This window comes from Mesorhizobium sp. WSM4898 (assembly GCF_029625845.1).
GTDB lineage: Bacteria > Pseudomonadota > Alphaproteobacteria > Rhizobiales > Rhizobiaceae > Mesorhizobium.
In genome coordinates this window covers 1,372,634-1,398,523 of record NZ_JARTVQ010000002.1, presented here as the reverse complement: position 1 = coordinate 1,398,523, position 25,890 = coordinate 1,372,634, and the positions used below count along the sequence as shown (strand labels likewise).

Here is a 25,890-nt window from a genome sequence, read left to right as displayed (position 1 = left end):
TTCGCCTGTGTTTAGACGCGCTTGCAGTGTGTGTTACTTTCCTACATACTCACTTCGGCTGATTGCCCATGGCCAGCCGGCGGATAATCGCAAATATGGTGGTCCAGAAACGGCAGAGAAGGACGGCCAATGACCGAAGCTGACAGCCAGGCGCTGCGGATTTCCGACGGGGATGACGGCCGGCATGATCATGTCAGGCGCTTCCCCGACATCATTTCGCAGGTGAAGGACAGCTACACGGACTTGCGGCCGGCGGAGCGTCGCGTCGCCGACGTCGTGCTCGACGACGTCAAATATGCCGTCGATGCATCGAATGCCGCGCTGGCGCAGCGCGCCCAGGTCAGCGAGCCGACGGTCACCCGTTTCTGCCGCGCCATCGGATGCGACGGCGTGCGCGACTTCAAGCTGAAGCTGGCGCAGAGCCTCGTCGTCGGCGCGCTCTATCTTAGCACCAAGCCGCAACCCACGAACGGCGACAGCGGCATGCCGTTCTGGAACGCCGTCTTCGGCGAAGCGCGCCGCGCGCTGCAGGAGGCCGAACGGCAGATCGATCCAGGGCAGTTGCAGAAAGCGGCGGAGCTGATCGCCAAGGCCAGGCAAGTGACGGTATTCGGACTTGGCGGCAGCTCATCGGCGCTGGCGCAAGAGACGCAGTATCGCCTGTTTCGCTATGGCATCACCATCAGCGCGCAATGCGATCCGTATCTGATGCGCATGACGGCTTCGACGCTGAAGCCGGGCGATGTGGTGATCGCGATATCGGCGACCGGCCGTACCCGAGAGGTGATCGAGGCGGTGGAGCTTGCCAAGCACTATCGCGCCGACGCGATCTGCGTGACCGCGCCGGACACGGAGCTGACACGCGTCTGCGATGTCCAGCTGACGATGGCGGTTCCCGAATATCCCGACACGCTGAAGCCGACAGCTTCGCGCTACGCCTTCCTTGCGGCCATCGACCTGCTCGCGGTCGCGTCCGCCTACAAGCTCGACGGCCCGGCGCGCGAGACGGTGCGCCGCATCAAATATAACGCCCAGATCCATCGGACGGGGAAGGAGATGGAGCCGCTCGGCGACTGAGAACAGCCGCAACGCGGCTATGATCTGCGTATTCAGGGGAACGAACATCAATGCTCGACATCGCACCATCGCAACAGGCGGCAACCTGGCTCGGCACATTCGGCCGCGCGCTCGAGGCGGGTGACATCGAGGCGGCGACGCACCTTTTCGTGGACGATTGCTACTGGCGCGATCTGCTGACCTTCACATGGAACATCAAGACCGTGGACGGCCAACCGGCGGTCCGCGAGATGCTCAAGGCGACGCTTTCCTCGACGCAACCATCGCACTGGCGCCTGTCCGGGGAGTCAAGCGTCGCCGACGGCGTCATCGAGGCCTGGTTCAGCTTCGAGACGGCCGTGGCGCGAGGCGAGGGCATCCTGCGGCTCAAGGATGGCCGCTGCCGGACGCTGTTCACGGCGATGAGCGAGCTCAAGGGTTTCGAGGAGCAGAAGGGGCCTGCCCGGCCGCTCGGCATCCGCCACAAGGCCGATCCCGAACGCGAGACCTGGGCGGAAGCAAGAGCGCGCGAGGCGCGTGAGCTCGGCGTGCACGAGCAGCCCTATTGCCTGGTGATCGGCGGCGGCCAGGGCGGCATCATGCTCGGCGCCCGTCTGCGGCAGCTCGGTGTTCCCACCCTCATCGTCGAGAAGAACGCGCGCGCCGGCGATTCCTGGCGCAACCGCTACCGCTCGCTCGTGCTGCACGACCCGGTCTGGTACGACCATCTGCCCTACATTCCGTTCCCGGAAAACTGGCCGGTGTTCACGCCCAAGGACAAGATGGGCGATTGGCTCGAAATGTATGCCCGCGTCATGGAGCTGAACTACTGGGTCGCCACCAAATGCATCAGTGCGGCCTATGACGAGCCCGAAAAGCTCTGGACGGTGGTGGTCGATCGCGCCGGCGAGCGCATCACGCTGAAGCCGAAGCACATCGTGTTCGCCACCGGCGCCTACGGGCCGCCGCGGCAGATCGATCTGCCTGGCGCGGACAGCTTCAAAGGCGAGCTTTTGCATTCCAGCCAGTACTCGACCGGCGAGAAATTCCGCGGCAAGCACGTCGCGGTGATCGGCGCGGCGAGCTCCGGCCACGATGTCAGCGTCGACCTCTGGGAAGCCGGCGCCAAGGTCACCATGGTGCAGCGCTCGCCGACGACGGTGGTGAAGTCGGACACGCTGATGGAGGTCGGCTTCGAGATCTTTTCGGAAAAGGCGCTGGCGCGGGGCATCACCACCGACAAGGCCGACATGATCGTGGCTTCGACACCCTTCGCGCTGGTCCCAAAAGGCCAGCGGGCGCTCTATGACGTCATCCGCGAGCGCGACGCGGATTTCTACAAGCGCCTCAGCGACAGCGGCTTTGCCATCGACTTCGGCGAGGACGAGACCGGACTGCTTATGAAAGCCTATCGCACCGGCTCCGGCTACTACATCGATGTCGGCGCCTGCGAGCTGATCCTGAACGGCGAGATCGCGGTGAAGAGCGGCGTCGGCATCAAATCGCTGACGCCGACCGGCATCCTGTTTGAGGACGGCAGCGAGCTGGCGGTCGACGCGATCGTCTCCTGCACCGGCTACCAGTCGATGAACGAGACCGTGGCAGGGATCGTTTCCCGGGAGGTCGCCGACAAGGTCGGGCCGTGCTGGGGCCTCGGCTCCGGCGTCAAGGGCGATCCCGGCCCGTGGCAGGGCGAGTTGCGCAACATGTGGAAGCCGACCGCCCAGGAGGCGCTATGGTTCCACGGCGGCAATCTCGCGCTGTCGCGCTTCTATTCGAAGTTCGTGGCGCTGCAGCTCAAGGCGCGGATGGAGGGGATTGCGACGCCGGTCTATGGCGAGCCGAGCAATTCGCGACGGTGAGCCAATCAGCGCCCGAAGTGCCTGGCCGCAACCTCGACATGCGTGTGGTGCGCATGGGCCTCGAAGCGCTCGGTCTCATTGTGGTCGGGCGCCTCGTTCCGCCACCATTTGCCGCCTATCACGATGCCATTCGAGACCAGCCGCTGGTCCGCGATGAGTGACGCACCGACCGCGTCGACAAAGGTGAAGCGGCCGGGCTGCAGCCTCAGCACCGCGACATCGCCGATGCCGCCGACTTTAAGCGCCCCGAGCTCGGGCCTGGCGATCGCATCGGCCGGGCGCTGCGTTGCCGCGCGCACGACCTCGACCAGCGGCATGCCGAGCGCCATGAGCTTCGACATGCAGACGAGAATATCGAAGGCAGGGCCGTCGACGCAGTAGAGATGCACATCGCTCGAGATGACGTCCGGCGCCAGCCCCTCCGCCAGCATCGCCTTCGCCACCTCGAAGTCGAAGGAGCCCATGCCGTGGCCGATGTCGAAGATGACGCCGCGCTGGCGCGCCTGCCGCATATCCGGCCGCACCGCGCCCGAAGCGAAGACCGGCGCGTTGGGGAACGGCCGGAAGCAGTGAGTGAGGATGTCGCCGCGGCGCAGCCTGGGCAGCACTTCCGAGCGGCCGGGCGGCGGCTCGTCGATGTGCGCCATCAGCGGCAGGCCGGCTCGGTCTGCGGCTTCGAGCGCGAGGTCGACCGGCGCGATGCCGCTGGTGCCGCCGGCGTGCTTCCCGGAACGGACTTTTACGCCGACGACGACGGCGGCGTGCTCGCGCACCGCGGCCACCGTCTCGCGCGGCTCGCAAAGCCTGAGATCGCTGCATTCGCCGACGGATACCGTCTCGGCGAAGCCGAATATGCCGGCAAACGAGATGTTGACGTAGGCAAGGATGCGGACCTTCGAACGCTCGATGACATGGCGGCGAAACCCCAGGAAATTGCCGGCGCCGGCGCTGCCGGCATCGATGAAGGTGGTGGTGCCGCTCTTGGCGGCGAGACGGTCAGCGTCAACGCCGAGCGAGGTGCCGCCCCAGTAGACGTGGCTGTGCAGATCGACGAGGCCCGGAGTGACGATGCAGCCGCTGGCGTCGACGACATCACCGGCGGTCTCGCTATCGATGGCCGCTTCGATCGCGGCGATTCGACCATCGGCGACGGCGATGTCGCGCGGCGCATCCAACCCGGAAGCCGGGTCGATCACACGGCCGCCCTTGATCAACAGATCGAACTGCATTCCGCGCCTCCGTTGTTGTCTGGCCCCGATCAGACCGGCCGGTAGGCGACGGCCTCGATCTCGATCTTGATGTCGATCATCAGGCGCGACTCGACGGTGGTACGCGCCGGCGGGTCGTTCGGGAAGTGCCTGGCATAGACCGTATTGAAGGCGCCGAAATCGCGGGCGTCCTCGAGCCAGACGGTGGTCTTCACCACGTCGTCCATGGTGCATCCGGCCAGCGCCAGCGCAGCCTTGACGTTTTGCAGCACCTGCTCGGCTTGGTCAGTTATGCCGCCCTTGACTACCAGGCCGTCGCTGCCCACCGGCACCTGGCCGGAGACATAGACGAAATCGCCGGCGCGGACGGCAGGCGAGAGCGGGACATGCGACTTTCCGAAGCACTGCTTGGGCAAATGAATCTCCTGTTGTCGAGCGTAAGGACCGTTCTTGCAGCCGTCTACGCTTGTGGAGGTGATCCTCCAAGAGGCAATGTCGGAAAGCAACATTTTTTCCGAAAATCATGTTGCTTTATTACAAATCGTGAGCATCCTGCACTCCGAATCCTGAGATGCGACCGGTGGGTTGCTGATCGAACGCAAGGGGAAGAACCAACATGACCTTTGACAAGAATCCGTTTCCGGAAGGCGATGCCGATCGCCATGCGCTGTGGGAAATGCTGGTGCGGCGCGACATCGACGCCTTCCTCGGCCAGCATTGGTCGATGGTCGAGGACGACTTCATCGCCGAGAGCTTTTTCGGCATGCATGCGCATTTCCTGCCCAATGCCGATGCCTGGCGGCTGCAGTTTCCCAGGCTGGAAGTCTATCGCGACGAATGGCTGCGGCAGGCCAAGGAGACAGCCGCGACGGAATTCGCCGAGCCGCTGCGCGAGGCGATTTTCCGCGTCACCAATCTGCGCGACATCGACGTCGATGGCGATCGTGCTGTGCTGCACAAGAAGTTCGACGGCTCGGTCGCCAAGGCCGACGGCAGCGTCGACCGCCTGAAATGGCAAACGCTCTACTTCTGCCGCAAGGTCGGCGGGCGCTGGAAGATCGCCGGTTTCGTCGGCTATATGCCGCATCCGCTCGGAAGCTAATGCATGTCGCCCGGATGTGTGCGCGTTTGGGACACCGACATCCGCCAAACAAGGATTTGCAGCGCCTCGCCTAATCCTTTTCAGTGCAACGAGGTTTAGGACAGGCGCGGCAACCGCTCGTCGGGCGAGCGGTGATCGAAGACGACGCCCATGGTCTTACCAACGGCGGCCATGACGATCAGTTCGACCAGATGGTCGTCGCTGTCCCCGCAGGCGGGGTCCGATTGGCGGATGGCGTCGAGCATTGCCCGGGTCGAAACGGTGTCGCCGGCGCGAAATTTCGAAAGAGCAGAAGAAACAATGTCTTGCAACGTCAGGTCTATGACGGGCACTTCCGCAGCGACGTTCATAAGCCTCCTCCTGCCATGAACCCCTCCCTCAAGGGATGATACGCCGATCAGGGGATTGCGCCAGCGAAATGGTGGTCGGACCAGTTCAGCTGGCGATGGCCTGCCGTTAAGTGTGGAACATCGCGCCGAGCCCTTGGCCCCATGCTCGACGCACCGCGCGCCGGTTGCTAAGTCCCTCCCGCGCAGGGAGACTATCCGAGTCGAGAATATGACGGTTGCGATCGAGATGGGGCAGACGTCGGCAGGCGCGCCCGCGGCCCTCGACCTTGAGGAGCTGCTGGCGACCCGCCTGCTGGTGCAGGGCAATTCGGGCTCGGGCAAGTCGCATCTGCTGCGCCGGCTGCTGGAGCAGAGCGCGCCCTGGGTGCAGCAGACCATCATCGATCCCGAAGGCGACTTCGTCTCGCTCGGTGAGCGCTACGGCCATCTGGTGATCGACGCCGAGGATCATACCGAGCGCGGCCTGCAGGCGGCCGGCGAGCGAGCGCGCATCCACCGCGTGTCGACGGTGCTAAACCTCGAAGGGCTCGATGCCGAGAACCAAATGCGGCGCGCCGCAGCCTTCCTTGGCGGGCTGTTCGAGGTCGCGCGCGACCATTGGTATCCGATGCTGGTGGTGGTGGACGAGGCGCAGCTCTTCGCGCCGGCTGCTGCAGGCGAGGTCTCGGATGAGGCGCGCAAGCTCTCGCTCGGCGCCATGACCAATCTGATGTGCCGCGGCCGCAAACGCGGGCTCGCCGGCATCATCGCCACGCAACGGCTGGCGAAGCTCGCCAAGAACGTCGCGGCGGAGGCCTCCAACTTCCTGATGGGCCGCACCTTTCTGGACATCGACATGGCGCGCGCCGCCGACCTGCTCGGCATGGAGCGGCGGCAGGCGGAAGCCTTCCGCGATCTCGAGCGCGGGCATTTCATGGCGCTCGGTCCGGCGCTGTCGCGCCGCCCGCTCAGCGTGCGGATCGGATCGACCGAGACGAGCCCGCGCAACGGCACGCCGCGGCTGATGCCGCTGCCCGAAGCGACGCTCGAAGATGCGCGCGCCATCATCCTCGCGGCACCGCCGCCGGAGACGGTCCGGCCGCAGCGCCGGCCTTCGCCCGACCTGCTCGATCAATTGATGGCGGCCAAGGCCGCGCCGCTCGACATCCGCCCCGAGCCGGCCGAGCCGCAGCCGAGCGCCGAGGACCTCGCCGAGCGGCGCGAGCGGATGGACCGTATCCTGCGCGCCATCTTGGCTGAGCCCGATGCCGGATTCCGCGTCATCGGCGTGCTCTATCAGGAGTTCGTGGTTCGCTGCCGAATCGAAGGACTCGCTTCGGTGGTGCCCGACCTTTCGGAATTCCGACGCATGCTGACGCGCGCCCGCGCCGGCGTCGGCTCGGACATCGCCGAGGACGACGCGTGGCGCGACGTCTCCGTGCGCGCATCGCTTCTGCCGGAGGACATGCAGGGCGTGTTCATGATGATCGCGAGGGCGGCGAAGGAAGGCTGGCCCTGCCCGAGCGACGCGGCGATCGCCCGCGCTTATGGCTCGCATTCGCTGCGTCGCGCCCGGCGCCTGCTCGATTACATCGAGGAGCAGGGGCTGATCGTCTGCCAGATCGACGGTGCTGGCCGCCGCACGGTGACGCTGGTCGAGCTCGCCTGGGCAACGGCCCCGGGCGATCCGAATGCCGGAGAAGAAGAGCCGGGCAGTTCGGCTGCATAAGAATCCGGCCTGAGCGTCTCTACGGCAAGCTTCGCCACATCTGATTAACCACCTGTTCAAACAGGCACGGAACCAAACAGGCCGCGATGCGTTTTGGCCCTCGGCTTAATATAGCTGTCGGGGCAGGCGCGGAGGGGAGTGTGGGCGTTTCTCGTTCGTCAAAGGAACAATTCGATTCCCGTCAGATTCTCAACGCCCTCAAAGCCTTTCGAAACGGTGACTTCTCCGTCCGCATCGAGAATTCTTATGAAGGGTTGAACGGCGAGATCGCCGACACATTCAACCAGATCGTCGAGTTGAACGACCAGATGGCGCGAGAATTTGCGCGGCTGAGTAGGGTCGTCGGCAAGGACGGCCGCATCGGCGAACGCGGCCATGTGAGGAACGCCAAAGGCAGCTGGGAATCGAGCGTCCGTTCGGTCAACGACCTGATCGAGGACATGGTGCAGCCCACCGCGGAAGTTGCCCGCGTCATCGGCGCCGTCGCCAAGGGCGATCTGTCCCAATCCATGATGGTGGAAATTGACGGCAGGCCGCTTCGTGGCGAATTCCTGCGCATCGGTAAAATCGTCAACACCATGGTTGAGCAGCTCGCCTCCTTCACGTCGGAGGTGACGCGTGTGGCGCGCGAGGTCGGCACCGAAGGCAAGCTGGGCGGTCAGGCACGCGTCAGGGGGGCGGCGGGCACGTGGAAGGACCTGACCGACAATGTCAACGCGATGGCGACCAACCTGACCAGCCAGGTGCGCAACATTGCGGAGGTGACCACGGCTGTCGCATCTGGCGACTTGTCGAAGAAGATCACCGTCGACGTGAAGGGCGAGATCCTCGAACTGAAGAACACCATCAACACGATGGTGGACCAGCTCAACTCCTTCGCCTCGGAGGTGACCCGCGTCGCGCGTGAGGTCGGCACCGAGGGCAAACTCGGAGGCCAGGCCCGTGTCGAGGGCGTTGGCGGTACTTGGAAGGACCTAACCGACAGCGTCAACCTGATGGCCGCCAACTTGACCGGCCAGGTGCGCAACATCGCCGATGTGACGACGGCGGTGGCTTTGGGCGACCTTTCCAAGAAGATTACGGTCGACGTGAAAGGCGAAATCCTGGAACTGAAATCGACCATCAACACCATGGTCGATCAGCTCAACTCATTTGCCGGCGAGGTGACTCGCGTGGCGCGCGAGGTCGGCACGGAAGGCAAGCTCGGCGGCCAAGCACAGGTGCGCGGTGTCGCCGGCACCTGGAAGGACCTGACCGACAACGTCAATTCCATGGCGGCGAATCTTACCGGTCAAGTGCGCAACATCGCCGAAGTGACTACCGCGGTGGCACTGGGTGACCTCTCGAAGAAGATCACGGTCGATGTGAAAGGCGAGATCCTGGAGCTGAAGAACACCATCAACACGATGGTGGACCAGCTGAACTCCTTCGCCTCGGAAGTCACACGCGTGGCACGCGAAGTCGGCACCGAGGGCAAGCTGGGCGGCCAAGCTGAAGTCCGCGGAGTCGGCGGCACGTGGAAGGACCTGACGGACAACGTCAACCTGATGGCCGCCAATCTGACCGGGCAGGTGCGCAATATCGCCGATGTTACCACGGCCGTTGCCAGGGGCGACCTTTCGAAAAAGATCACCGTCGATGTGAAGGGCGAAATCCTCGAACTGAAGAACACCGTCAACACCATGGTGGACCAGCTCAATTCCTTCGCGTCGGAGGTCACCCGCGTGGCGCGCGAAGTGGGCTCGGAAGGCAAATTGGGAGGTCAGGCGCACGTCGAGGGCGTCGGCGGCACCTGGAAGGATCTGACCGACAATGTCAACGCGATGGCCGGCAATTTGACCGTGCAATTGCGCGACGTCTCCAAAGTCGCGACCGCAATCGCCACCGGCGACCTGACCCAGAAGATCACCGTCGACGCCTTGGGCGAAATCCTGCAGATCAAGGACGTCATCAATACGATGGTGGACCAGTTGAACTCCTTCGCCTCGGAGGTGACGCGCGTCGCCCGCGAAGTGGGTTCCGACGGCAAGCTCGGCGGACAGGCGCAGGTACGCGGCGTCGCAGGCACCTGGAAGGACCTCACCGACAACGTCAACGCCATGGCCGCCAATCTCACTGGCCAAGTGCGCAACATTGCGGAGGTGACGACGGCCGTCGCACTCGGCGATCTTTCGAAAAAGATCACGGTCGATGTGCGCGGTGAAATCCTGGAGCTCAAGGACACCATCAACACGATGGTGGACCAATTGAACTCCTTTGCCTCGGAAGTGACGCGCGTGGCTCGCGAGGTCGGCACCGAAGGCAAGCTCGGCGGTCAGGCACAGGTGCGCGGCGTCGCCGGCACCTGGAAGGACCTGACCGACAACGTCAACTCGATGGCCGAGAACCTCACCGGTCAGGTTCGCAACATCGCCGAAGTTACTACAGCGGTGGCGCGAGGCGACTTGTCGAAGAAGATCACTGTCGACGTGAAGGGCGAGATCCTGGAGCTGAAGTCGACCATCAACACCATGGTCGACCAGCTCAACTCGTTCGCCGGCGAGGTGACGCGCGTGGCGCGCGAGGTCGGCACCGAAGGCAAGCTCGGCGGTCAGGCTCGGGTGGAGGGTGTGGCCGGTACCTGGAAGGACTTGACCGACAACGTCAATCTGATGGCGACCAATCTGACCAACCAGGTGCGCGGCATTGCAGACGTCGTCACCGCGGTTGCCCAGGGCAATTTGAAGCGCAAGCTTGCGGTCGATGCCAAGGGCGAGATTGCTTCGTTGGCGGACACGATCAACGGCATGATCGAGACGCTGGCGATCTTCGCGGATCAGGTGACCAACGTGGCTCGCGAGGTCGGCATCGAGGGCAAGCTCGGCGGCCAGGCCAGGGTGCCGGGCGCCGCCGGCCTGTGGCGCGACCTGACCGACAACGTCAATCAGTTGGCGGCGAACCTGACGACCCAGGTCCGGGCCATCGCCGAAGTGTCGACCGCGGTCACCAAGGGCGACCTCACCCGCTCGATCAGCGTGCAGGCCTCCGGCGAGGTCGCGGCGCTGAAGGACAACATCAACGAGATGATCCGCAACCTCAAGGACCAGACCTTGAAGAATGCCGAGCAGGATTGGCTGAAGACCAATCTCGCCCGTTTCTCGCGCATGCTGCAGGGCGAGCGGGACCTTGCCACGGTTTCGCGGATGATCATTTCCGAGCTCGCGCCGCTGGTGAACGCGCAATACGGCCTGTTCTACGTCACCAATCGCGACGAGGAGGAATCCTATCTGGAATTGGCCGCGTCCTACGCCGCCGAAGGCAAGGCCACCGTCCGCCAACGGGTCGACTTCCGCGAAGGCCTGATCGGGCAGTGCGCCGCCGACAAACGGGCAATCATGCTCGATGACGTCCCATCGAGCTTCCTGCGCATCACCTCCGGCCTGGGCGAGGCCCCGCCGGCGAGCGCCATCGTCCTGCCGGCATTGTTCGAGGACGAGGTCAAGGCGGTTATCGAACTGGCTTCGTTCAGCCGGTTCAGCGATACGCACCGCCTTTTCCTGGAGCAGCTCATGGAATCGGTCGGTATCGTGCTCAACACGATCGCCGCGACCATGCGCACGGAAGGGCTTCTCAAGCAATCGCAGCTTTTGACGTCCGAACTGCAGTCGCGTCAGACCGAGCTCACCAAGAAGCAGGAAGAGCTTCACGCCACCAATGAGGAGCTGCAGGAAAAGGCGCAACTGCTCGAGAATGAAAAGAAGCAGGTGGAAAACAAGAACCTCGAGATCGAGATGGCCAGGCGGGCTCTGGAGGAGAAGGCCGAGCAACTGGCGCTGACCTCCAAATACAAATCCGAATTCCTGGCGAACATGAGTCACGAGCTGAGGACGCCGCTGAATTCGCTGTTGATCCTGTCCAATCTGCTTGCGACCAACCAGCAGGGGAATCTGAACGACAAGCAGATCGATTTCGCGCGTACGATCAACTCGGCAGGTACCGACCTGCTCAGCCTCATCAACGACATACTGGATCTTTCCAAGATCGAGTCCGGCACGGTGTCGATCGAAATCAACGACATGCCGCTCGCACACCTGCGCCAGCATATGGAGCGGACTTTCAGACAGCTTGCGGCTGACAAGGGGCTCGGCTTCACCATCAAGATCGAGCAAGCCCTGCCTGAGACGATCCGCACGGACGAAAAGCGGCTGCAGCAGATCGTGCTCAATCTGCTGTCCAATGCCTTCAAATTCACGTCCAATGGCGAGGTGATGCTGAACATCCATGCCGAGAGAACCGGCCGCAAAAACGGTGCGGCGCCGCCCCGGGCACTGGCGATCGCCGTTACCGATACCGGGATCGGCATTCCGGAAGACAAGCAAAAGCTCATCTTCGAGGCGTTTCAGCAGGCCGACGGCACGACCAGCCGCAAATACGGCGGCACTGGCCTCGGCCTTTCCATCAGCCGGGAAATCGCCCGGTTGCTCGGCGGTGAGCTGCGCGTCGAAAGCGAGCCAGGCAAGGGATCGACCTTCACCCTGGTCATCCCCTTCGATGGCCCGCGCAGCAGCAGCCTGGCGGCGCCGATCGAGCTTTCGCCTGCCGACGTCATCGCGGCGGGCGTCCAGCCAGCAGACACTTCGGGTACCCCAGAACTTGCGGACGATCGTGACACGATCAACCCCTCGGACAGGGTGGTGCTTATTGTCGAGGACGACCCGACTTTTGGAGGGCTGCTGCTCGGTCTTGCTCGATCCGCCGGACTGAAGGGGGTGCTTTCAACGGCCGGTTCCGGCACGCTGGCACTGACCCGCAAGCTGATGCCCGATGCGATCACGCTCGATCTCGGCCTTTCAGACATCGACGGCTGGGTGCTTTTCGACCTTCTGCGGCATGACCAGAAGACCAGGAACATTCCGATCCATGTCATCTCCGGCGCCGAGGATCTCGAAGTGCTGACGCGCAGGGGCGCTGCAAGCGTTTCGAGCAAGCCGGTTTCGGCTGGTGAGCTCGCCCGCGTTTTCGAGGAAATCCATTCGCGAAACCTGAGGGTGCAGCGCAACGTGCTGATCGCCGATCCCGATCCCGAGCGCCGCCTGGCCCTGGTGGAAGCCATTCGAGATGGCATCACCTCGGTCACCGCGGTCGGTCGTGTCGCCGCCAACGCGGACGAGCCGGGCGCCGCCGCTTATGATGCGTTTGTTTTCGGGTTTGGGCGTTCGGCCAAGGACAACGCCCAGATGCTCGACGAAATCGTGTCTCAGTTCAGCGACGCTCTACCGCGCCTGCTGTTCTTCACGCCGCACCCGGACGCGTTTCTGCAGCAGGTCGCGCTGCATCCGGCACTAGGCGATGTCCCACGTGCCGACAACTTCGGCCAACTCGGGCTCCTGATCTCGGCGGCACTGCCAAGCGACACGCAGAGCGAACAGATCTTGGCCACCGAGCAGGTCGACAATGCCGATCTCGCCGGCGCCAAGGTTCTGATCGTCGACGACGACATTCGCAACATCTACTCGTTGACCAGCGTGCTGGAGACTTACGACATTGATGTGCAGCATGCCGAACGGGGCCGGGACGGCATCGCGTTGCTCGAAGAAACACCCGACGTCGATGTCGCCTTGATCGACATCATGATGCCGGAAATGGACGGCTACGAGACCATGCGTCGGATTCGGGCCATGCCGGCGATAGCCCACATCCCATTGATCGCGGTTACCGCCAAGGCGATGAAAGGCGACCGTCAGAAATGCCTGGACGCCGGCGCATCCGACTACATCGCCAAACCGGTCGACCTCGATCTGCTGCTTGCGTTGCTGCGGGTTTGGATCGGTCGCGCGCGAGCGCGGGCTGAGCCCTTCGCGCCGGCATTGATGACCGCCATCTGAAAGCGCTCCGGCAGGTAAAAGGAATGGCCGCGATCGAGGCAGAAAGAAGCGAACCGGTCGAAGGATTGCGGGCACGCGTTCTCGCGGTCGATGATGACGAACGCAATCTGCTTGCCATCGCGGAGGTGCTTGGCGAAGTCGGCGAGGTCGTCTGCGCCCAGTCGGGTGAGGAAGCGCTGCGCTTCCTGCTCAAGGAAGATTTCGCCGTCATCCTGCTCGACGTGCTCATGCCGAACCTCGACGGCTACGAGACGGCCACGCTGATCCGCCGGCGTGAACGATCGAAAAACACGCCGATCATCTTCCTTACTGCGATCAGCAAGGAAGAGGCGCATATGCTGCGCGGCTATGACGTCGGCGCTGTCGACTACCTGTTCAAGCCGTTCGACCCGGTGATGCTTCGCTCCAAGGTTATGGTCTTCGTCGATCTTCATGAGAAGACGCGCGAGATCGAGCGAAACGCGGCGCGGGAGCAGCGGCTGCTCGAACAGGCGCTGAAGGCCAAGTCGGACAAACTCGATGCCGAGCGGTCGCTGCGGCATTCGGAAGCAAGGCAGGAGGCTATTCTTGCCTCGCTTCCAATTTGTTTTCATGCCCGCTCGGCTGAGGCGCCTTTCGCCCCAAGCTACGTCTCGAAAGGCGTCGAGCGGCTGACAGGGTTCCTGCCGAGCCGTTTCCTGTCGCATCCGGATTTCGGGCTCAGCCGGGTTCACCCCGACGATCGCGAGGAGGTAACCAGGTCGCTTTCGGCGGCATGCGAGACGGGGTCCTATGGCTGCGAATTTCGCTGGCGGTGCGCCAATGATGAATATCGCATCTTCTTCGATCGGGGCGTGGTTTCCAAAGATGACGCTGGGCTCGAGTTGCTTGGCACCATGCAAGACATAACAGAGCAACGCCGCCTGGAGAGCCAGCTGCTGCAGTCGCAGCGGCTCGATGCGATCGGCAAACTGACCGGCGGACTCGCCCATGACTTCAACAACCTCCTCGCGGCGATCCTTTCCGGCCTAAGCCTGCTCGAGCGACAGCTGACGCTGGACGGCAACGCTACCAAGATCCTCGACATGACACGCCGCTCCGCCGGGCAAGGCAGGGATCTCGTCCAGCGCATGCTCGCTTTTTCGCGACGCCAGGACCTGAAGCCCGTGGCAGTACCCTTGTCGAGCCTTGGGGATACGATGAACGGGTTGGTTGCCCCGGTCCTTGGAGGCCTCGTGCGCTTCAAGTGGCTGGTGAGTGACGACACATGGCCCGTATATGTGGATGCGGCGCAGCTCGAGCTCGCCTTGATGAACCTCATCTTCAATGCGCGAGACGCAATGCCTTCGGGAGGCACGGTTCTCGTCCGAACGAGCAACCGCAGCGTCGGCCACGCGGGCGACGAACTGCCGGCCGGCGACTATGTGGTGGTCGCTGTCGAGGACACCGGGACCGGAATTGCCGGCGACATGATAAGCAAGGTGGTCGAGCCGTTCTTTACAACCAAGCCGATCGGGAAGGGCACGGGGCTGGGCCTCAGCACCGTCTATGGTTTCGCCAAGCAGTCGGGCGGCACGCTCAGGATAGAGAGCGAGGTGGACCGCGGCACCATCATAGAACTGTGGCTGCCCCGATCCAATCAGCCGCAGGATGTCACCGAGGCTATCGCTGTTGCCGGGGCAGAGGCTGTCGAGGCTGCCGACGCGGAGCGCGCCACGGCGGTTGGCGAACGATCACTGACCGTTCTGCTCATCGATGACAGCCACTCCTTGAGAGAAATGACGGCCATGTCGCTCAGGCAGTCCGGCTTCGAGGTCGTAGGGGCCTCCGGCGGAGCCGAAGCGCTTGCCGCCATTGAGAGAGAGCCGGATCGATTCGACGTGATCGTCACCGATTTTGCCATGCCCCTTATCTCGGGCATAGACGTGATCCGGTTTGCCCGCAATCTGCGTGCCGGCTGGCCCGCGGTTATGATCACCGGCTATGCGGATGCGGAGAAAATCGTGGAGCGCCCCCTCGATGTCGCGCTCGTCGGCAAGCCGTTCGACGAAAAAGACCTTGTTGTAGCCATACATGCCGCAGCGCGCGGCAAGCTAATCAACGCCTCGGCATAGCTTCCCCTGTTACCTGTCCTCGATGATCCTCAAATAGGCCGCGGTCACGAACAGGACGATGAAGCCGAAGAGGATGCGGCGGCCGCCTTCGGGCATATGCAGGATGGTGAGCAGCGTCGTCAGCACGGTCAGGATCAGCGCGCCGACAATGGTTCCCATATAGCCGCCGCGGCCGCCGAAGATCGAGGTGCCGCCGATGACGGCGGCAGCCACCGAAGGTAGCACCAGCGGCTCGGCGAGCGACAGCGAGGGCGCCTTGATCAGGCCGATATAGAGCAGGCCGGTGATGCCGGCGAGCAGGCTGGAGATGACATAGAGCGCCGTGATCACCTGCCAGTAGCGGACGCCCGAAAGCCGTGCAGCGCGCTCATTGTCGCCGACGGCGTAGAGCAGGCGGCCGAAGCCTGTACGGTTCAAGGTGAAGACGATCAGCACCGCCACCGGCATGAACAAGAAGAGCGCGTTGGGGAAGCCGTAGGTGAGACCGGTGCCGAGCCAGTTGAGGAAATCCGGAATCTTGGCGCCGGAGGCGATCACGGTGCGCTGGTAGACCTGCAAGAAGCCGGTGCCGATCAGGCTGGTGCCGAGCGTCATGATCAGCGGATGGACGCGGAAGACGCCGACGCCGACGCCGTTGACGAGGCCGATCAGCACCGCCGGCAGCATGGCGAGGATGAAAGCCACCGTCGGATCCTGGTTGACGATTTGCGTCGCCATGATGAAGGCGCTCATCGTCGCCACCGTGCCGACCGAGAGGTCGATGCCGCCGGTGAGCATGGTCATGGTCTGACAACCGGCGAGGATTGCCAGCGGAATGGCGAACTTGGCGGTGTTGGCGATCCAGCGCTCGTTGACGATCCCGGGGCGAAGAACCTGCAGGATCAGCACCAGTATGACGAGCAGGATGATCAGGGGAATGAGCGGCCGGTCCGCCATGAAGCGCTTCAGGCGGCGGCCGAGCGAGACCGGCTGGGGCATGGTCGCGCTGTTCGTCATGGTGTTGCTCCTGCCGGGCGGCCCCGGATGGTGATGAAGGCGCCGAACATCACCACGGCGACCATGATCGCGCCCTCGATGATGGCCGTGACGTTGGGATCGATGGCCAGAAGCGTCAGGTCGGTGCGCACCAGCCTGAGCACGAAGACGGCGATGATCGGCCCGAGCAGCCCACCCTTGCCGCCACCGAGCGCGACGCCGCCCAGCACCACCGCCGCGACGCTGGCCAGCAGATAGGGACCGGGGATCGGCGCGCCGATGCCGGTGCTGATGGTGAGCGACAGCCCGCCAAGTGCTGCGAACAGGCCGGAGAGCGCGTAAGCGACGATCCTGGTGCGGGCCACCGGCACGCCGCTGCGGAAGGCGGCGAGCTCGTTGCTGCCGATGGCGTAGATGGAGAGGCCAAGCCGCGAGCGCCTGAGCGGGATCCAGATGACGAAGAGGCAGACAAGCAGCAGCACCAGCGCCTTCGGGACCCAGGCATCGGCCCAATCCGGCAGGCCGGGGATCGGCATGGTGCCGACGACGGTGGCCTTCAGCCACTCGGCTGCTGCGCCGCCGGGCGCGTCAAGCACCAGAAGCGCCGCGCCTTGCAGAACGAAGAGCGTGGCTAAAGTAACCACGATATCCGGCACTCGGGTCACGACGATCAGGAGGCCGTTCAGCGCGCCGAGCACAAGGCCCATGGCCAGCACGAAGGGCACGACGAAATACGCATATTCCTCGCTGGCGCCGTTCATCATCGAGGCGGCGGTGACGCTGGTCAGCGCCATCATGGCGGCAACCGAGAGGTCGATGCCGCCGGCGATGACCACCACAGTCTGCGCCGCGACGGCGAAGGCGTAGGGCAGAACCGCCCGCGCCAGCGAGCCGAAGTCGCCGCTGCCGTAGCCCGGCTGGATCAGCTTGGTGACGACGAACAGGAATACGAGCAGGGCGAGCAGGCCGGCGACCCAGCCCTGGCGGCGCAGAAAGCGCATCATGGCGTGGTCTCCGCGTCGGACGTTGGCCTGACATCGGCAAGGATGCCGACATCCGCCCTGGCGCCGCGCGGCAGGCCGTAGGCGGCCCGCATCAGAGCCGGCTCGTCGGCGAGCTCGACCGGGAAGGTGTCGACGACACGGCCGCCGAAGATGACGATGACGCGGTCGCAGACACGCTGCACTTCCTCCAGCTCGGATGTGTAGAAGAGGACCGATTTGCCGAGGCCGGCGAGCTCGCGCAGCAATTTGTAGATTTCCTGCTTGGTGCCGACATCGATGCCGCGCGTCGGGTCGAAGCAGAGGATAGTGCGGGCATCTGCCGCGATCCAGCGGGCAATCGTCACCTTCTGCTGGTTGCCGCCGGAAAGGCGCTGGACCTCGCCCTGCGCGCGGGTGTCGATCTGCAGCCGGGCGATAGCGCTTGAAACCACCATATGCTCCCGGCGCACCTTGATCGGTCCCCATTTGCGCAGCGCAGCGCTGAAAGGCAGCGCGATGTTCTCGCGCACGGAACGCTGCATGGCTAAAGCCTCCGTGCGGTCACCCGGCACGTAGGCGAGGCCGGCCTGGATGGCATCGCTCGGATGGAAGAACTTCACCGGCGCGCCATCGACGGCGATCGTGCCGCCGGCCGGGCGGATCGAGCCGGCAAGGGCGGCGAAGAGTTCGTCCTGGCCCTGACCCTCGAGCGCGACGACGCCGGCCACCTCGCCATTGGCGAGATCGAAAGAGACGTCATGCAGCTTGGTGCCGAGCTGCAGGTTGCGGACCGAAAGCCGAGGGTGGCTGTCCTTCACCACCGGCGCTTCGCTTGCCGTGCGCGCCGCCGCGACGCTGGTCTTCTCGATACGGGCGCCAAGCATCATCTCGACGATCTTTTCCTCGACGCCGGGCTCGATGTCGACCACGCCGACGGTTGCGCCGTCGCGCAGCACTGTGGCGCGGTCGCACAGCGCCGAGATCTCGACGAAACGGTGCGAGATGAAGATGACCGAGCGGCCGCTGTCGCCCTGGCGGCGCACGACTTCCAGCACTTTTTCGGCAAGGTTGGCGGGCAGCGCGGCCGTCATCTCGTCAAGCAGCAGAACGTCGGGCTCGGCGGCGAGCGCGCGCGCCAGGTCGAGCACACGCAGGACGGCCAGCGGAATGTCGCGCGCGGTCTCGCGTATGTCGAGGTTCGGAATGCCGAGCTCGCGCACCCAGGCGCGGAACGGCTCGACCGGCGTGCCGGTGAGCCTGAGATTGGAAAGCACATCGAGGTCGGGGATCAGCGCCGGTTCCTGGTAGACCGGCAGCAGGCCGGCGCGACGCGCGGCGGCCGGAGAGCGGACATCGCGCGCCTCGCCGCGGATCAGGATGCGGCCGGCATCCGCCGGGATCGCACCGGTCAGGATCTTAACAAGGGTCGACTTGCCGGCGCCGTTGGCGCCCATCAGCGCATGGACTTCGCCCGGCAGCACCGACAACGATGCGTCACGCAGCGCCGACACCGCGCCGTAATTCTTCGCCACGCCGGTGGCGTCCAGCAATGTATTGTTCGGCAATTCGTTCGTCGTCAAAACCAGCGTTCTCGCATCAAGCGCCAAGGACGGCAGGTTCGCACCTGCCGTCCCGGCGACCTTATCTGCCGCAGTTCCTTATCGCAAAAACCGTAGGATGCTTTTTGCGAAATCTGCGGAGTTGAAGTCGCTCAGGCGACTATTCGCCCGGACCCTTGCAGGCGACGATCTGCTCCTTGGTGTAGGTGGTCCAGTCCGGGATAGAGATCGAGACCGGCCATTCGGGGCTGAGCGACGGATCGGCGGCCGCCTTCAGCTTGGCCTTGCCTTCCTCCGTGACATTTTCCCAGAGCTGCGGCTCGACCAGAACGGTTTGCTGCGCCGGCTTCTTGCCGTCGAGGATCTGCAGTGCGAGCGTGACGCCGGCGCCGCCGATCGAGCCGGGATTGGTGACGGCAGCGCCGACCAGACCCTTGACCGTGTTCAACTGGCCGACGAAGCCGGCATTGTCGGCGCCGACAACCGGCACCATCGGCGCCTGCTGCTCGACCAGAGCGTCGACGATGACGTTGTCGATGCCGGAGGTCCAAATGCCGTTGATTGGCGTTCCGGTGGCGAGGAAGGACAGGATCTGCTGCTTGGCCTGGTCCTGCTGCCAGCCGGTGAAGACTTCCTGCGCGACCTTCACGTCGGGGAATTCGGCCAGCGCCTTCTTGAAGCCCTTGTCGCGGTCGCTGTCGGCGGAAGCACCGGCGGCGCCGCGCATGTACAGCACCTCGCCCTTGCCGCCCATCTGCTGGAACAGCCACTTGGCGCCGAGATAGGCATACTGTTCCTGGTTGTTGGAGATGATGTATGCGGACGGCTCGGTCACCGCCTGGTCGACAGCGACGACGACGATACCCGCCTTGGTGGCTTCCTCCAGACCGGCCTTGATGCCGGCCGGATCGGCCGGGTTGACGACGATGGCGTTTACCTTGGCGCTGATCAGATTGCGGATGTCCTCGAGCTGGCCGGCGGCGTCGGTGTTGCGGTGGGCGATGTTGAGCTTCGCCACTTCGCCGGAGGCGAGCGCCTGGGCCTTCATGGCGCAGATCATTTCCTCACGCCAGCCATTGCCCTGCACGGTGTTGGAGATGCCGATCGTGTATTTGCCTTCGGCGGACGACACGCCCACCGAAGCAAGCAAGGCAGCGCCGGCAAGCAGCGGGGCCATGGTCAGGTATTTCTTCATTTCAGTACTCCTCCACATTGATTTCAGTTCCTGGGCTCCGAAGCGATCGAAGCCTAGCCGTTTGTCCCTCATTTGACGAAGGGGCGCAGCACGTCGCGAGCCAGCAGAAAACCGCGCTTGACCTTCTCGTCGCTTCCCTCGAACCGGCGGTCCTCATGCTCGATGACCACCGGCCCGTCATATCCGGCCCGGTAAAGGCCCGAAAAGATGCTGCTCCAGTTGATGTCGCCAAGCCCCGGCATGCGTGGCACCTGCCAGCCTATGCCTGCGGAAAGGATCCCGCGCTCATACAAACCATCATGATCGATCATCAGGTCCTTGGCATGCACATGCAGCATGTGCGGGCCGAACTCGCGGATGAAGCGTTCCTTGTCGATCATCTGCCAGACGAGATGCGAGGGGTCGAAATTCATGCCGACGTCGCCGCCCCAGGCCTCGAGAATCCGGCGCCAGACATAGGGCGAATAGGCGATGTTGTGTCCGCCCGGCCATTCGTCATAGCTGAAGATCATCGGGCAGTTCTCGAAGGCGAGCTTGACGCCGTGCTCGCGCGCGTGGGCGATGATCGCGGGCCAGATTTTCTGCGCGGCCTGCCAGTTGTCGTCGACAGTCTTCGAGGCGTCGCCGCCGCAGAAGGTGTTGACGAGCGAGACACCCATTCGGCTTGCCAGCACGATCACCTTCTTCAGGTGATCGATCACCGCATCGCGATGCGCCTGATCGGGATGCAACGGATTGGGATAGAAACCGAGACCGGAGATCGTCAGGCCCTTGCCGGCGAGCTCGGCGGCAATGTCCTTGGCTTGCGCGGGGGAGGTGCCGGCGGCGTCGATATGGCTGGTGCCGGCATAGCGGCGGCTGGCACCCGAAGTCTTCGGCCAGCAGGCGATCTCGAGCGCTTCGAAGCCGGCCGAGTTCGCCCAGTCGGCGACATCGCCGAGGGCAGTATCCGGAAATGGTGCCGTGAGCAGTCCAAGCTTCATGATGCCTCCCGCTTCGTACTATGCAGATCGTGCTGGTCGCTTCAACCGTCCGTCTGTTGGGTCAGCGCACACATGTCTGACAAAGGCCATCGGATCATCTGACAGCAAACCATCGAGGCTGGTGACGACATTTGCATGGAACATGTCGCTGGCGGCAAGTGACGGATGGAAGATGGCTTCGACGGCAAGGATTGCATCGGCAAGGGCCCTGCTGTCCGAACCAACGCGATCGGCGATGGCCGCAATCTTTTCGGCAAAAGGATCGGACACCTGCCAGGCGCGGCCGAAGCGCGACGATGCCTTGATCAGATAGGCCATCCAGCCCGCGACCGGAACCGACAGCAGCGCGATGCTTCGGCCCTTAGCCAGGCGATCACTGACCGGGTTGAGCAGGCGCTGGACGATCTTCTGCGAGCCGTCGGTAGCAATCTGGTGATTGCGGTGGCGGATCGCCGTGTTGGCGAGGCGCGAAAGGCTTTGCTCGACATAGGCCGACGGCGAGATGCCGGGCACGGGCATCAGCGTCGGCAGCGTCTCTTCCGTCAGCATGCGGCGGACGAAGGTGGCAAGCAACGGGTCGGCCATGGCGTCCGATGTGTGCTCGAAGCCGCCCAAAACGCCAAGATAGCTGAGCGTCGTCTGGGCGCCGTTCAGCACCCGCATCTTGAGATGCTCGAACGGCGTGACGTCGTCTACGAAAGCGGCGCCGATGCGGTCCCAGCGCGGCACGCGGCCGGCGAAGCGGTTCTCGATCACCCATTGCCGAAAGCGCTCGCCGACGACGACGGCGCTGTCGCGATAGCCGAAGCGCTGCTCGACCGTCTCGATATCGGCCTCGGTCGTTGCCGGCGCGATACGGTCGACCATGGCCGAGGGGAAGGCGACATTGGCGGCGATCCAGTCCGCCAAGCCGTTGCCGCGCCGCTCGGCGAATGTCTGCACGACATTGCCGAGGATAGTGCCGTTGGCCGGGATGTTGTCGCAGGAAAGCAGCGTCACCGGGCGGCCATGCGAGCCCATGCGCAGCTCAAGCGCTCGTGCCAGGATGCCGGGCACGCTGCGCGGGGCCTCGGGGTTGGCGAGGTCGTGGACAATGTCGGGATGGTCTAGGTCGAGCGCGCCGCTCGACGGGATGTGGCAATAGCCCTTTTCGGTCACCGTCATCGTGACCATCTCGATATCGGGCGAGGCGAGCACCTCGAGTGCGGGCGCGGCGCTGTGCTGGCTGTCGACCACACGGACGATGCTGCCGATGACGCGGGCCTCGATCTCGTTGTTCTGACGGATGAGCCGCGTATAGAGGCCGTCCTGCCGGCCGAGCGTCGCGGCGAGCACGGGAGGCCGGATGTTGATGCCGACGAGCCCCCAGCGATCGAAATCATCCGCCAGGAGGTCATCGGTGTATTCGGCCTGGTGGCAGCGGTGAAAGGCGCCGACGCCGATATGGGCAATGCCCCGCTGCAGCGCCGAGCGAGCGTAAGCCGGTTTGCGGACTTCAGGCGGCAGGCCGCCGAGCAGGGCGGGGCCGAGATTGGCGGAGGGTGAGATGCTCACCGGTTCGCTCCGATCACCCATTGCTCCTGGTCGATCAGCGCGCCGGTCATCGGCCCGGCCGCGTCGGAAAGCAGGAAGACGGCGAGGTTCGCTACGTCGGTAACGGAGAGTAGCCGGCCGAAGGGCTGCGCGGCATTGGCCGCGTCTAGCCAGCCCGGGCCGTGGCCGAGCGTTTCGGCCTGCATGACGCGTTCGGCGGGCGTGTCGGTCCAGCCGACATTGATGCCGTTGACGCGGATGCGATCGAAGCGGTGCGCGTTGGCGGCATTCTTGGTCAGCGTCGCCAGGGCGCCCTTGGTGGCGGAATAGACGGCGAGATCCGGCGCGCCGCAATGCGCATTGATCGACAGGATGTTGACGACGGCGCCGCCTTGTCCGCGCTTTTTCATGTCGGCGATCGCCGCCTGCATCAGGAAGAAAGGCGCACGCGCATTGACGGCGAACAATGATGTCCAGTCGTCGAGGCCGGCATCGACGAAGGAGGCCCGGTCGGTCAGAGCCCCTGCATTGACCAGCCCGTCGATGCGGCCGAAGCGCTCGGTGCATGCAGCGGCGAGCAGGGCCGGAGTCTCCGGGTCGCCGAGGTCGGCTGCCAGGAAAGCGGACGGCGCCCCGATCGCCGACAGTTCCGCCGCGACCGCGTCGCCGCGCTGCCGGTTGCGGCCGGTGATCAGCAAACCTTCGGCGCCGGAACGGGCGGCCGTCCAGGCAATCGCGCGGCCGATGCCTTGGGTCGAACCGGTGATCAACAAGACCTTGCCGTCGAGCCGAACCTCCATTCCTCCTCCCGGAACAAAGTTTCTATTTTCTCGAATATGGAACGACAGTTCCTTGCAGTCAACTGCGCCGATCAACCTGTCCGCCGCGCGACGACGCCGTGGACCAAAGCCATGCCGACGGCGAGCGAAGCGGCGAGCGAGCGGAAGCCTGCGAAGTCCTGCTCCACCACTTCCAGCCAGGTGTCGGAGAGTTTCACCAGCGGTGAGAAGGTGCTGTCGGTGATGGCGACGATGCGTGCTCCGCGATCATGGGCGAGGGCGACCAGGTCTGGCGTGATCGAGTTGTAAGGGCTGAAGGAAACGGCGAGCACCGCGTCGCACTGGCTTATGCAGCCGACCTGATCGAGCGCGGTCGAGCCGACATTGTCGACCAAGACGTTGCGCACGCCCTGCTGCGACAGCGTCAGCGACAGATAGGTGGTGACCGGGAAAGCGCGCTTGCTGCCGATCACGTAGATCAGCTCGGCTCCCGCCAGCAGGTCGGCCATCTTCTCGAAGCTGTCGGTGTCGAAACCATTGCCGATGCGGTTGAGAGAAGCCTGCGAGGCGCCGACCATGCCGTTGAGGAAATGCAAGTCGGCGTGGGGTTCGGCTGCTGCCGGTTCCTTGTTGTCGCGCGTGCGTCCTTCCGGCCAGGAGCCTTTCAAATGGTCCTTGAACAGGCCCTGGAAGTCGGAAAAGCCGGCATAGCCGAAGATCTGCGCGAAGCGTACCAGCGTCGAGGGCTGCACGCCTGCCTGCGCCGCCACCTGGGCGATGGTGCCGAGCGCAACGTCGCTCGGATGCTGCCATAGGAAGATGGCGACCTGGCGCATCCTTTTCGGGAAATGCACGGTGCCGGAGGAGAGCACCGCGCGCAGCTCCTCATAGGTTTGTGGTTTCGTGTGGCCAAGTGCCGCCAGCGAACGGCCGCGTTTCCGGGTAACGCTCTCGCCGGGTGAGGTTCGTGCGCCGCTCATCAGATGCACCGGATTCGAGCTGTTGTACCTGAGGCGCCCCGAACTTGCGGTGAAGATCGCCAGTCGCCGACGGTTGGAAAAAGGGGAGAATTCAAAACTTGAAGCGATTGTCTTGGTTCCATCGCCTCGACAAGCCGGCGGGTAGCCATGCGACGCTTCACCATTCGAACCCTCCTCCACCGGTCTCGCATAAGGCTAGTGCGGCACGATCATTTTACAAAACAAAATTTGGAAAAGCTGTTCGAAATTGGCGAGGCTCCTATAGTCCCTGCGCTGGAGGCATCCGGGAGGACTCGAGCCATGGTCTACGCAACCGCTGACGGAACCCTACGCAAACGCCTGACGGTCGGCATGGTCGGCGGCGGTCGCAACGCCTTCATCGGCGCGGTTCATCGGTTGGCCATGCGGCTCGACGACCAGATCGCGCTGGTGGCGGGTGCGCTGTCCTCGGATGCCGAAAACGCCGCGGCATCGGCCGCCGAGATCGGCATCGCGCCGGAGCGCAGCTATGCCGACTACCATGCGATGGCAAAGGCCGAAGCGGCGCGGACGGACGGCATCGAGGCGGTAGTCATCGTCACGCCCAACCATCTGCATGCGCCGATCGCCACTGCTTTCCTGGAAGCCGGCATCGACGTCATCTGCGACAAGCCGCTGTCGACGACGCTTGCCGAAGCTGAGGCGTTGGTGGCGCTCACCAAGGCGAAGAAGCGCCGCTTCCTCGTCACATTGAACAACACCGGTTACGCCATGGCGCGGCAGGCGCGCGAAATGGTGGCAGCGGGCGAACTCGGCCGCATCGTGTCGGTGCACGGCGCTTACATCCAGGACTGGCTGACGCAGCCGATCGACGCGAAAGGCCAGAAGCAGGCCGAATGGCGCACCGACCCTGCGCGCGCCGGGCAATCGGCGGTGCTTGCCGACACCGGCGTGCACGCCTTCAACCTGGCGAGCTTCATCTCCGGCTTCGAGGCTGACGCCGTATCGGCGGACCTTTTCACCGCCGTGCCAGGTCGTCGCCTCGACGACAACGCGCATGTCCTGGTGCGCTGGACCGGCGGGGCGCGCGGCACCATCCTCGCCAGCCAGACTTCGCCCGGCCACTACAACGATCTCTCGGTGCGCATCTATGGCGACCGGGCCGGGCTCGAATGGTCGGGCACGCGGCCGGAGGAACTGCGCTTCGCGCCGTATGGCGAGGAGGCCCGCACGCTGGTGCGCGGCGGCCACGGCTCGACGGCGGAAGCCCGGCGCGTCTCGCGCATGCCTGCAGCGCATCCCGAGGGCTATATCGAGGCCTTCGCCAATTTCTACCGTGATGCCGCCGACATCATCCGCGCGCATCGAGCGGGCACTGCGGTCGATGTTGCGCGCGCGGCGCAGGTGCCGGACGTCGTCGACGGCGCTCGTGGTGTGAAGTTCGTGGCGGCGGCAGTGGAGTCGAACGCGGCTGGAGGAGCCTGGACGCCGGCGCGGTTTGAATAGACGCCGGCTTGGTGCTTTAGATCGTTCCGCTTTACAATGCGAGGCGGCGCGACCGGCCGACGTGTCGCGAATCAGTCGAGCGCCCGATGGCGGCCTCATCGATCCTGCACCGATATGGCTTCGTAGCCCCTGCACCGAGCGCACCCGAGTGCTTGGGAGGCACGTCATTCTCATC

General features: G+C 64.3%; 18 protein-coding genes. 7 read left to right on the top strand and 11 right to left on the bottom strand.

Annotated elements, in window-relative coordinates:
• Window positions 1-129 precede the first annotated feature (129 nt).
• Entirely contained in the window at window positions 130-1,077 is a 948-nt protein-coding gene (locus P9228_RS14090; protein ID WP_067318818.1) for a MurR/RpiR family transcriptional regulator, read from the top strand.
• A gap of 50 nt (window positions 1,078-1,127) precedes the next feature.
• Window positions 1,128-2,918 (top strand): NAD(P)/FAD-dependent oxidoreductase, encoded by a 1,791-nt coding sequence (locus P9228_RS14085; RefSeq protein WP_127214024.1) that lies wholly within the window; start codon window positions 1,128-1,130, stop codon window positions 2,916-2,918.
• 5 nt (window positions 2,919-2,923) lie between these two features.
• Here P9228_RS14085 and P9228_RS14080 read toward each other — a convergent pair whose 3' ends face one another.
• On the bottom strand, window positions 2,924-4,147 hold the full coding sequence (locus P9228_RS14080) for an amidohydrolase/deacetylase family metallohydrolase (RefSeq protein WP_278053947.1): 1,224 nt from the start codon (window positions 4,145-4,147) through the stop codon (window positions 2,924-2,926).
• Between the two features lie 29 nt (window positions 4,148-4,176).
• Window positions 4,177-4,542, bottom strand: a complete 366-nt coding sequence (locus P9228_RS14075; protein ID WP_067318812.1) for a RidA family protein — start codon at window positions 4,540-4,542, stop codon at window positions 4,177-4,179.
• A gap of 200 nt (window positions 4,543-4,742) precedes the next feature.
• Between P9228_RS14075 and P9228_RS14070 the strand changes: the two genes are divergently transcribed.
• Window positions 4,743-5,228 (top strand): hypothetical protein, encoded by a 486-nt coding sequence (locus P9228_RS14070; protein WP_095800541.1) that lies wholly within the window; start codon window positions 4,743-4,745, stop codon window positions 5,226-5,228.
• A gap of 95 nt (window positions 5,229-5,323) precedes the next feature.
• Here P9228_RS14070 and P9228_RS14065 read toward each other — a convergent pair whose 3' ends face one another.
• A complete protein-coding gene (locus tag P9228_RS14065; RefSeq protein ID WP_278053946.1) occupies window positions 5,324-5,578 on the bottom strand; it encodes a hypothetical protein in 255 nt (84 codons plus the stop codon).
• 208 nt (window positions 5,579-5,786) lie between these two features.
• On the opposite strand from P9228_RS14065, the gene P9228_RS14060 reads away from it, so the two are divergent.
• The 3 genes from P9228_RS14060 (at window position 5,787) to P9228_RS14050 (ending at window position 15,243) form a co-directional block, all read left to right on the top strand.
• Window positions 5,787-7,286, top strand: a complete 1,500-nt coding sequence (locus tag P9228_RS14060; RefSeq protein ID WP_278053945.1) for an ATP-binding protein — start codon at window positions 5,787-5,789, stop codon at window positions 7,284-7,286.
• A 140-nt stretch (window positions 7,287-7,426) separates the two neighbouring features.
• Window positions 7,427-13,150, top strand: a complete 5,724-nt coding sequence (locus P9228_RS14055) for a HAMP domain-containing protein (protein ID WP_278053944.1) — start codon at window positions 7,427-7,429, stop codon at window positions 13,148-13,150.
• Window positions 13,151-13,173: 23 nt separating this feature from the next.
• Window positions 13,174-15,243, top strand: coding sequence for a response regulator (locus tag P9228_RS14050; protein WP_278053943.1), 2,070 nt, complete (start codon window positions 13,174-13,176; stop codon window positions 15,241-15,243).
• A gap of 9 nt (window positions 15,244-15,252) precedes the next feature.
• Here P9228_RS14050 and P9228_RS14045 read toward each other — a convergent pair whose 3' ends face one another.
• The 8 genes from P9228_RS14045 to P9228_RS14010 form a co-directional block, all read right to left on the bottom strand.
• Window positions 15,253-16,239 (bottom strand): ABC transporter permease, encoded by a 987-nt coding sequence (locus P9228_RS14045; protein WP_278053942.1) that lies wholly within the window; start codon window positions 16,237-16,239, stop codon window positions 15,253-15,255.
• Window positions 16,236-17,222: an ABC transporter permease gene (locus P9228_RS14040; RefSeq protein WP_067003944.1), complete on the bottom strand. Its 987-nt coding sequence runs from the start codon at window positions 17,220-17,222 to the stop codon at window positions 16,236-16,238. The genes P9228_RS14045 and P9228_RS14040 overlap by 4 nt, the downstream gene beginning before the upstream one ends.
• Window positions 17,219-18,766, bottom strand: a complete 1,548-nt coding sequence (locus P9228_RS14035) for a sugar ABC transporter ATP-binding protein (RefSeq protein ID WP_278054080.1) — start codon at window positions 18,764-18,766, stop codon at window positions 17,219-17,221. Before P9228_RS14035 ends, P9228_RS14040 begins: the two co-directional genes overlap by 4 nt.
• A gap of 154 nt (window positions 18,767-18,920) precedes the next feature.
• Entirely contained in the window at window positions 18,921-19,955 is a 1,035-nt protein-coding gene (locus tag P9228_RS14030; RefSeq protein WP_067003942.1) for an ABC transporter substrate-binding protein, read from the bottom strand.
• A 68-nt stretch (window positions 19,956-20,023) separates the two neighbouring features.
• Window positions 20,024-20,938 (bottom strand): sugar phosphate isomerase/epimerase, encoded by a 915-nt coding sequence (locus P9228_RS14025; protein ID WP_278053940.1) that lies wholly within the window; start codon window positions 20,936-20,938, stop codon window positions 20,024-20,026.
• An 18-nt stretch (window positions 20,939-20,956) separates the two neighbouring features.
• Complete coding sequence (locus P9228_RS14020; protein ID WP_278053938.1) at window positions 20,957-22,492, bottom strand: mannitol dehydrogenase family protein; 1,536 nt, start codon at window positions 22,490-22,492, stop codon at window positions 20,957-20,959.
• Window positions 22,489-23,271, bottom strand: a complete 783-nt coding sequence (locus P9228_RS14015) for an SDR family oxidoreductase (protein WP_278053109.1) — start codon at window positions 23,269-23,271, stop codon at window positions 22,489-22,491. Before P9228_RS14015 ends, P9228_RS14020 begins: the two co-directional genes overlap by 4 nt.
• A gap of 71 nt (window positions 23,272-23,342) precedes the next feature.
• Window positions 23,343-24,230, bottom strand: a complete 888-nt coding sequence (locus tag P9228_RS14010; RefSeq protein WP_278053108.1) for a MurR/RpiR family transcriptional regulator — start codon at window positions 24,228-24,230, stop codon at window positions 23,343-23,345.
• A gap of 300 nt (window positions 24,231-24,530) precedes the next feature.
• Between P9228_RS14010 and P9228_RS14005 the strand changes: the two genes are divergently transcribed.
• A complete protein-coding gene (locus P9228_RS14005; protein WP_278053107.1) occupies window positions 24,531-25,715 on the top strand; it encodes a Gfo/Idh/MocA family oxidoreductase in 1,185 nt (394 codons plus the stop codon).
• Window positions 25,716-25,890: the final 175 nt, after the last annotated feature.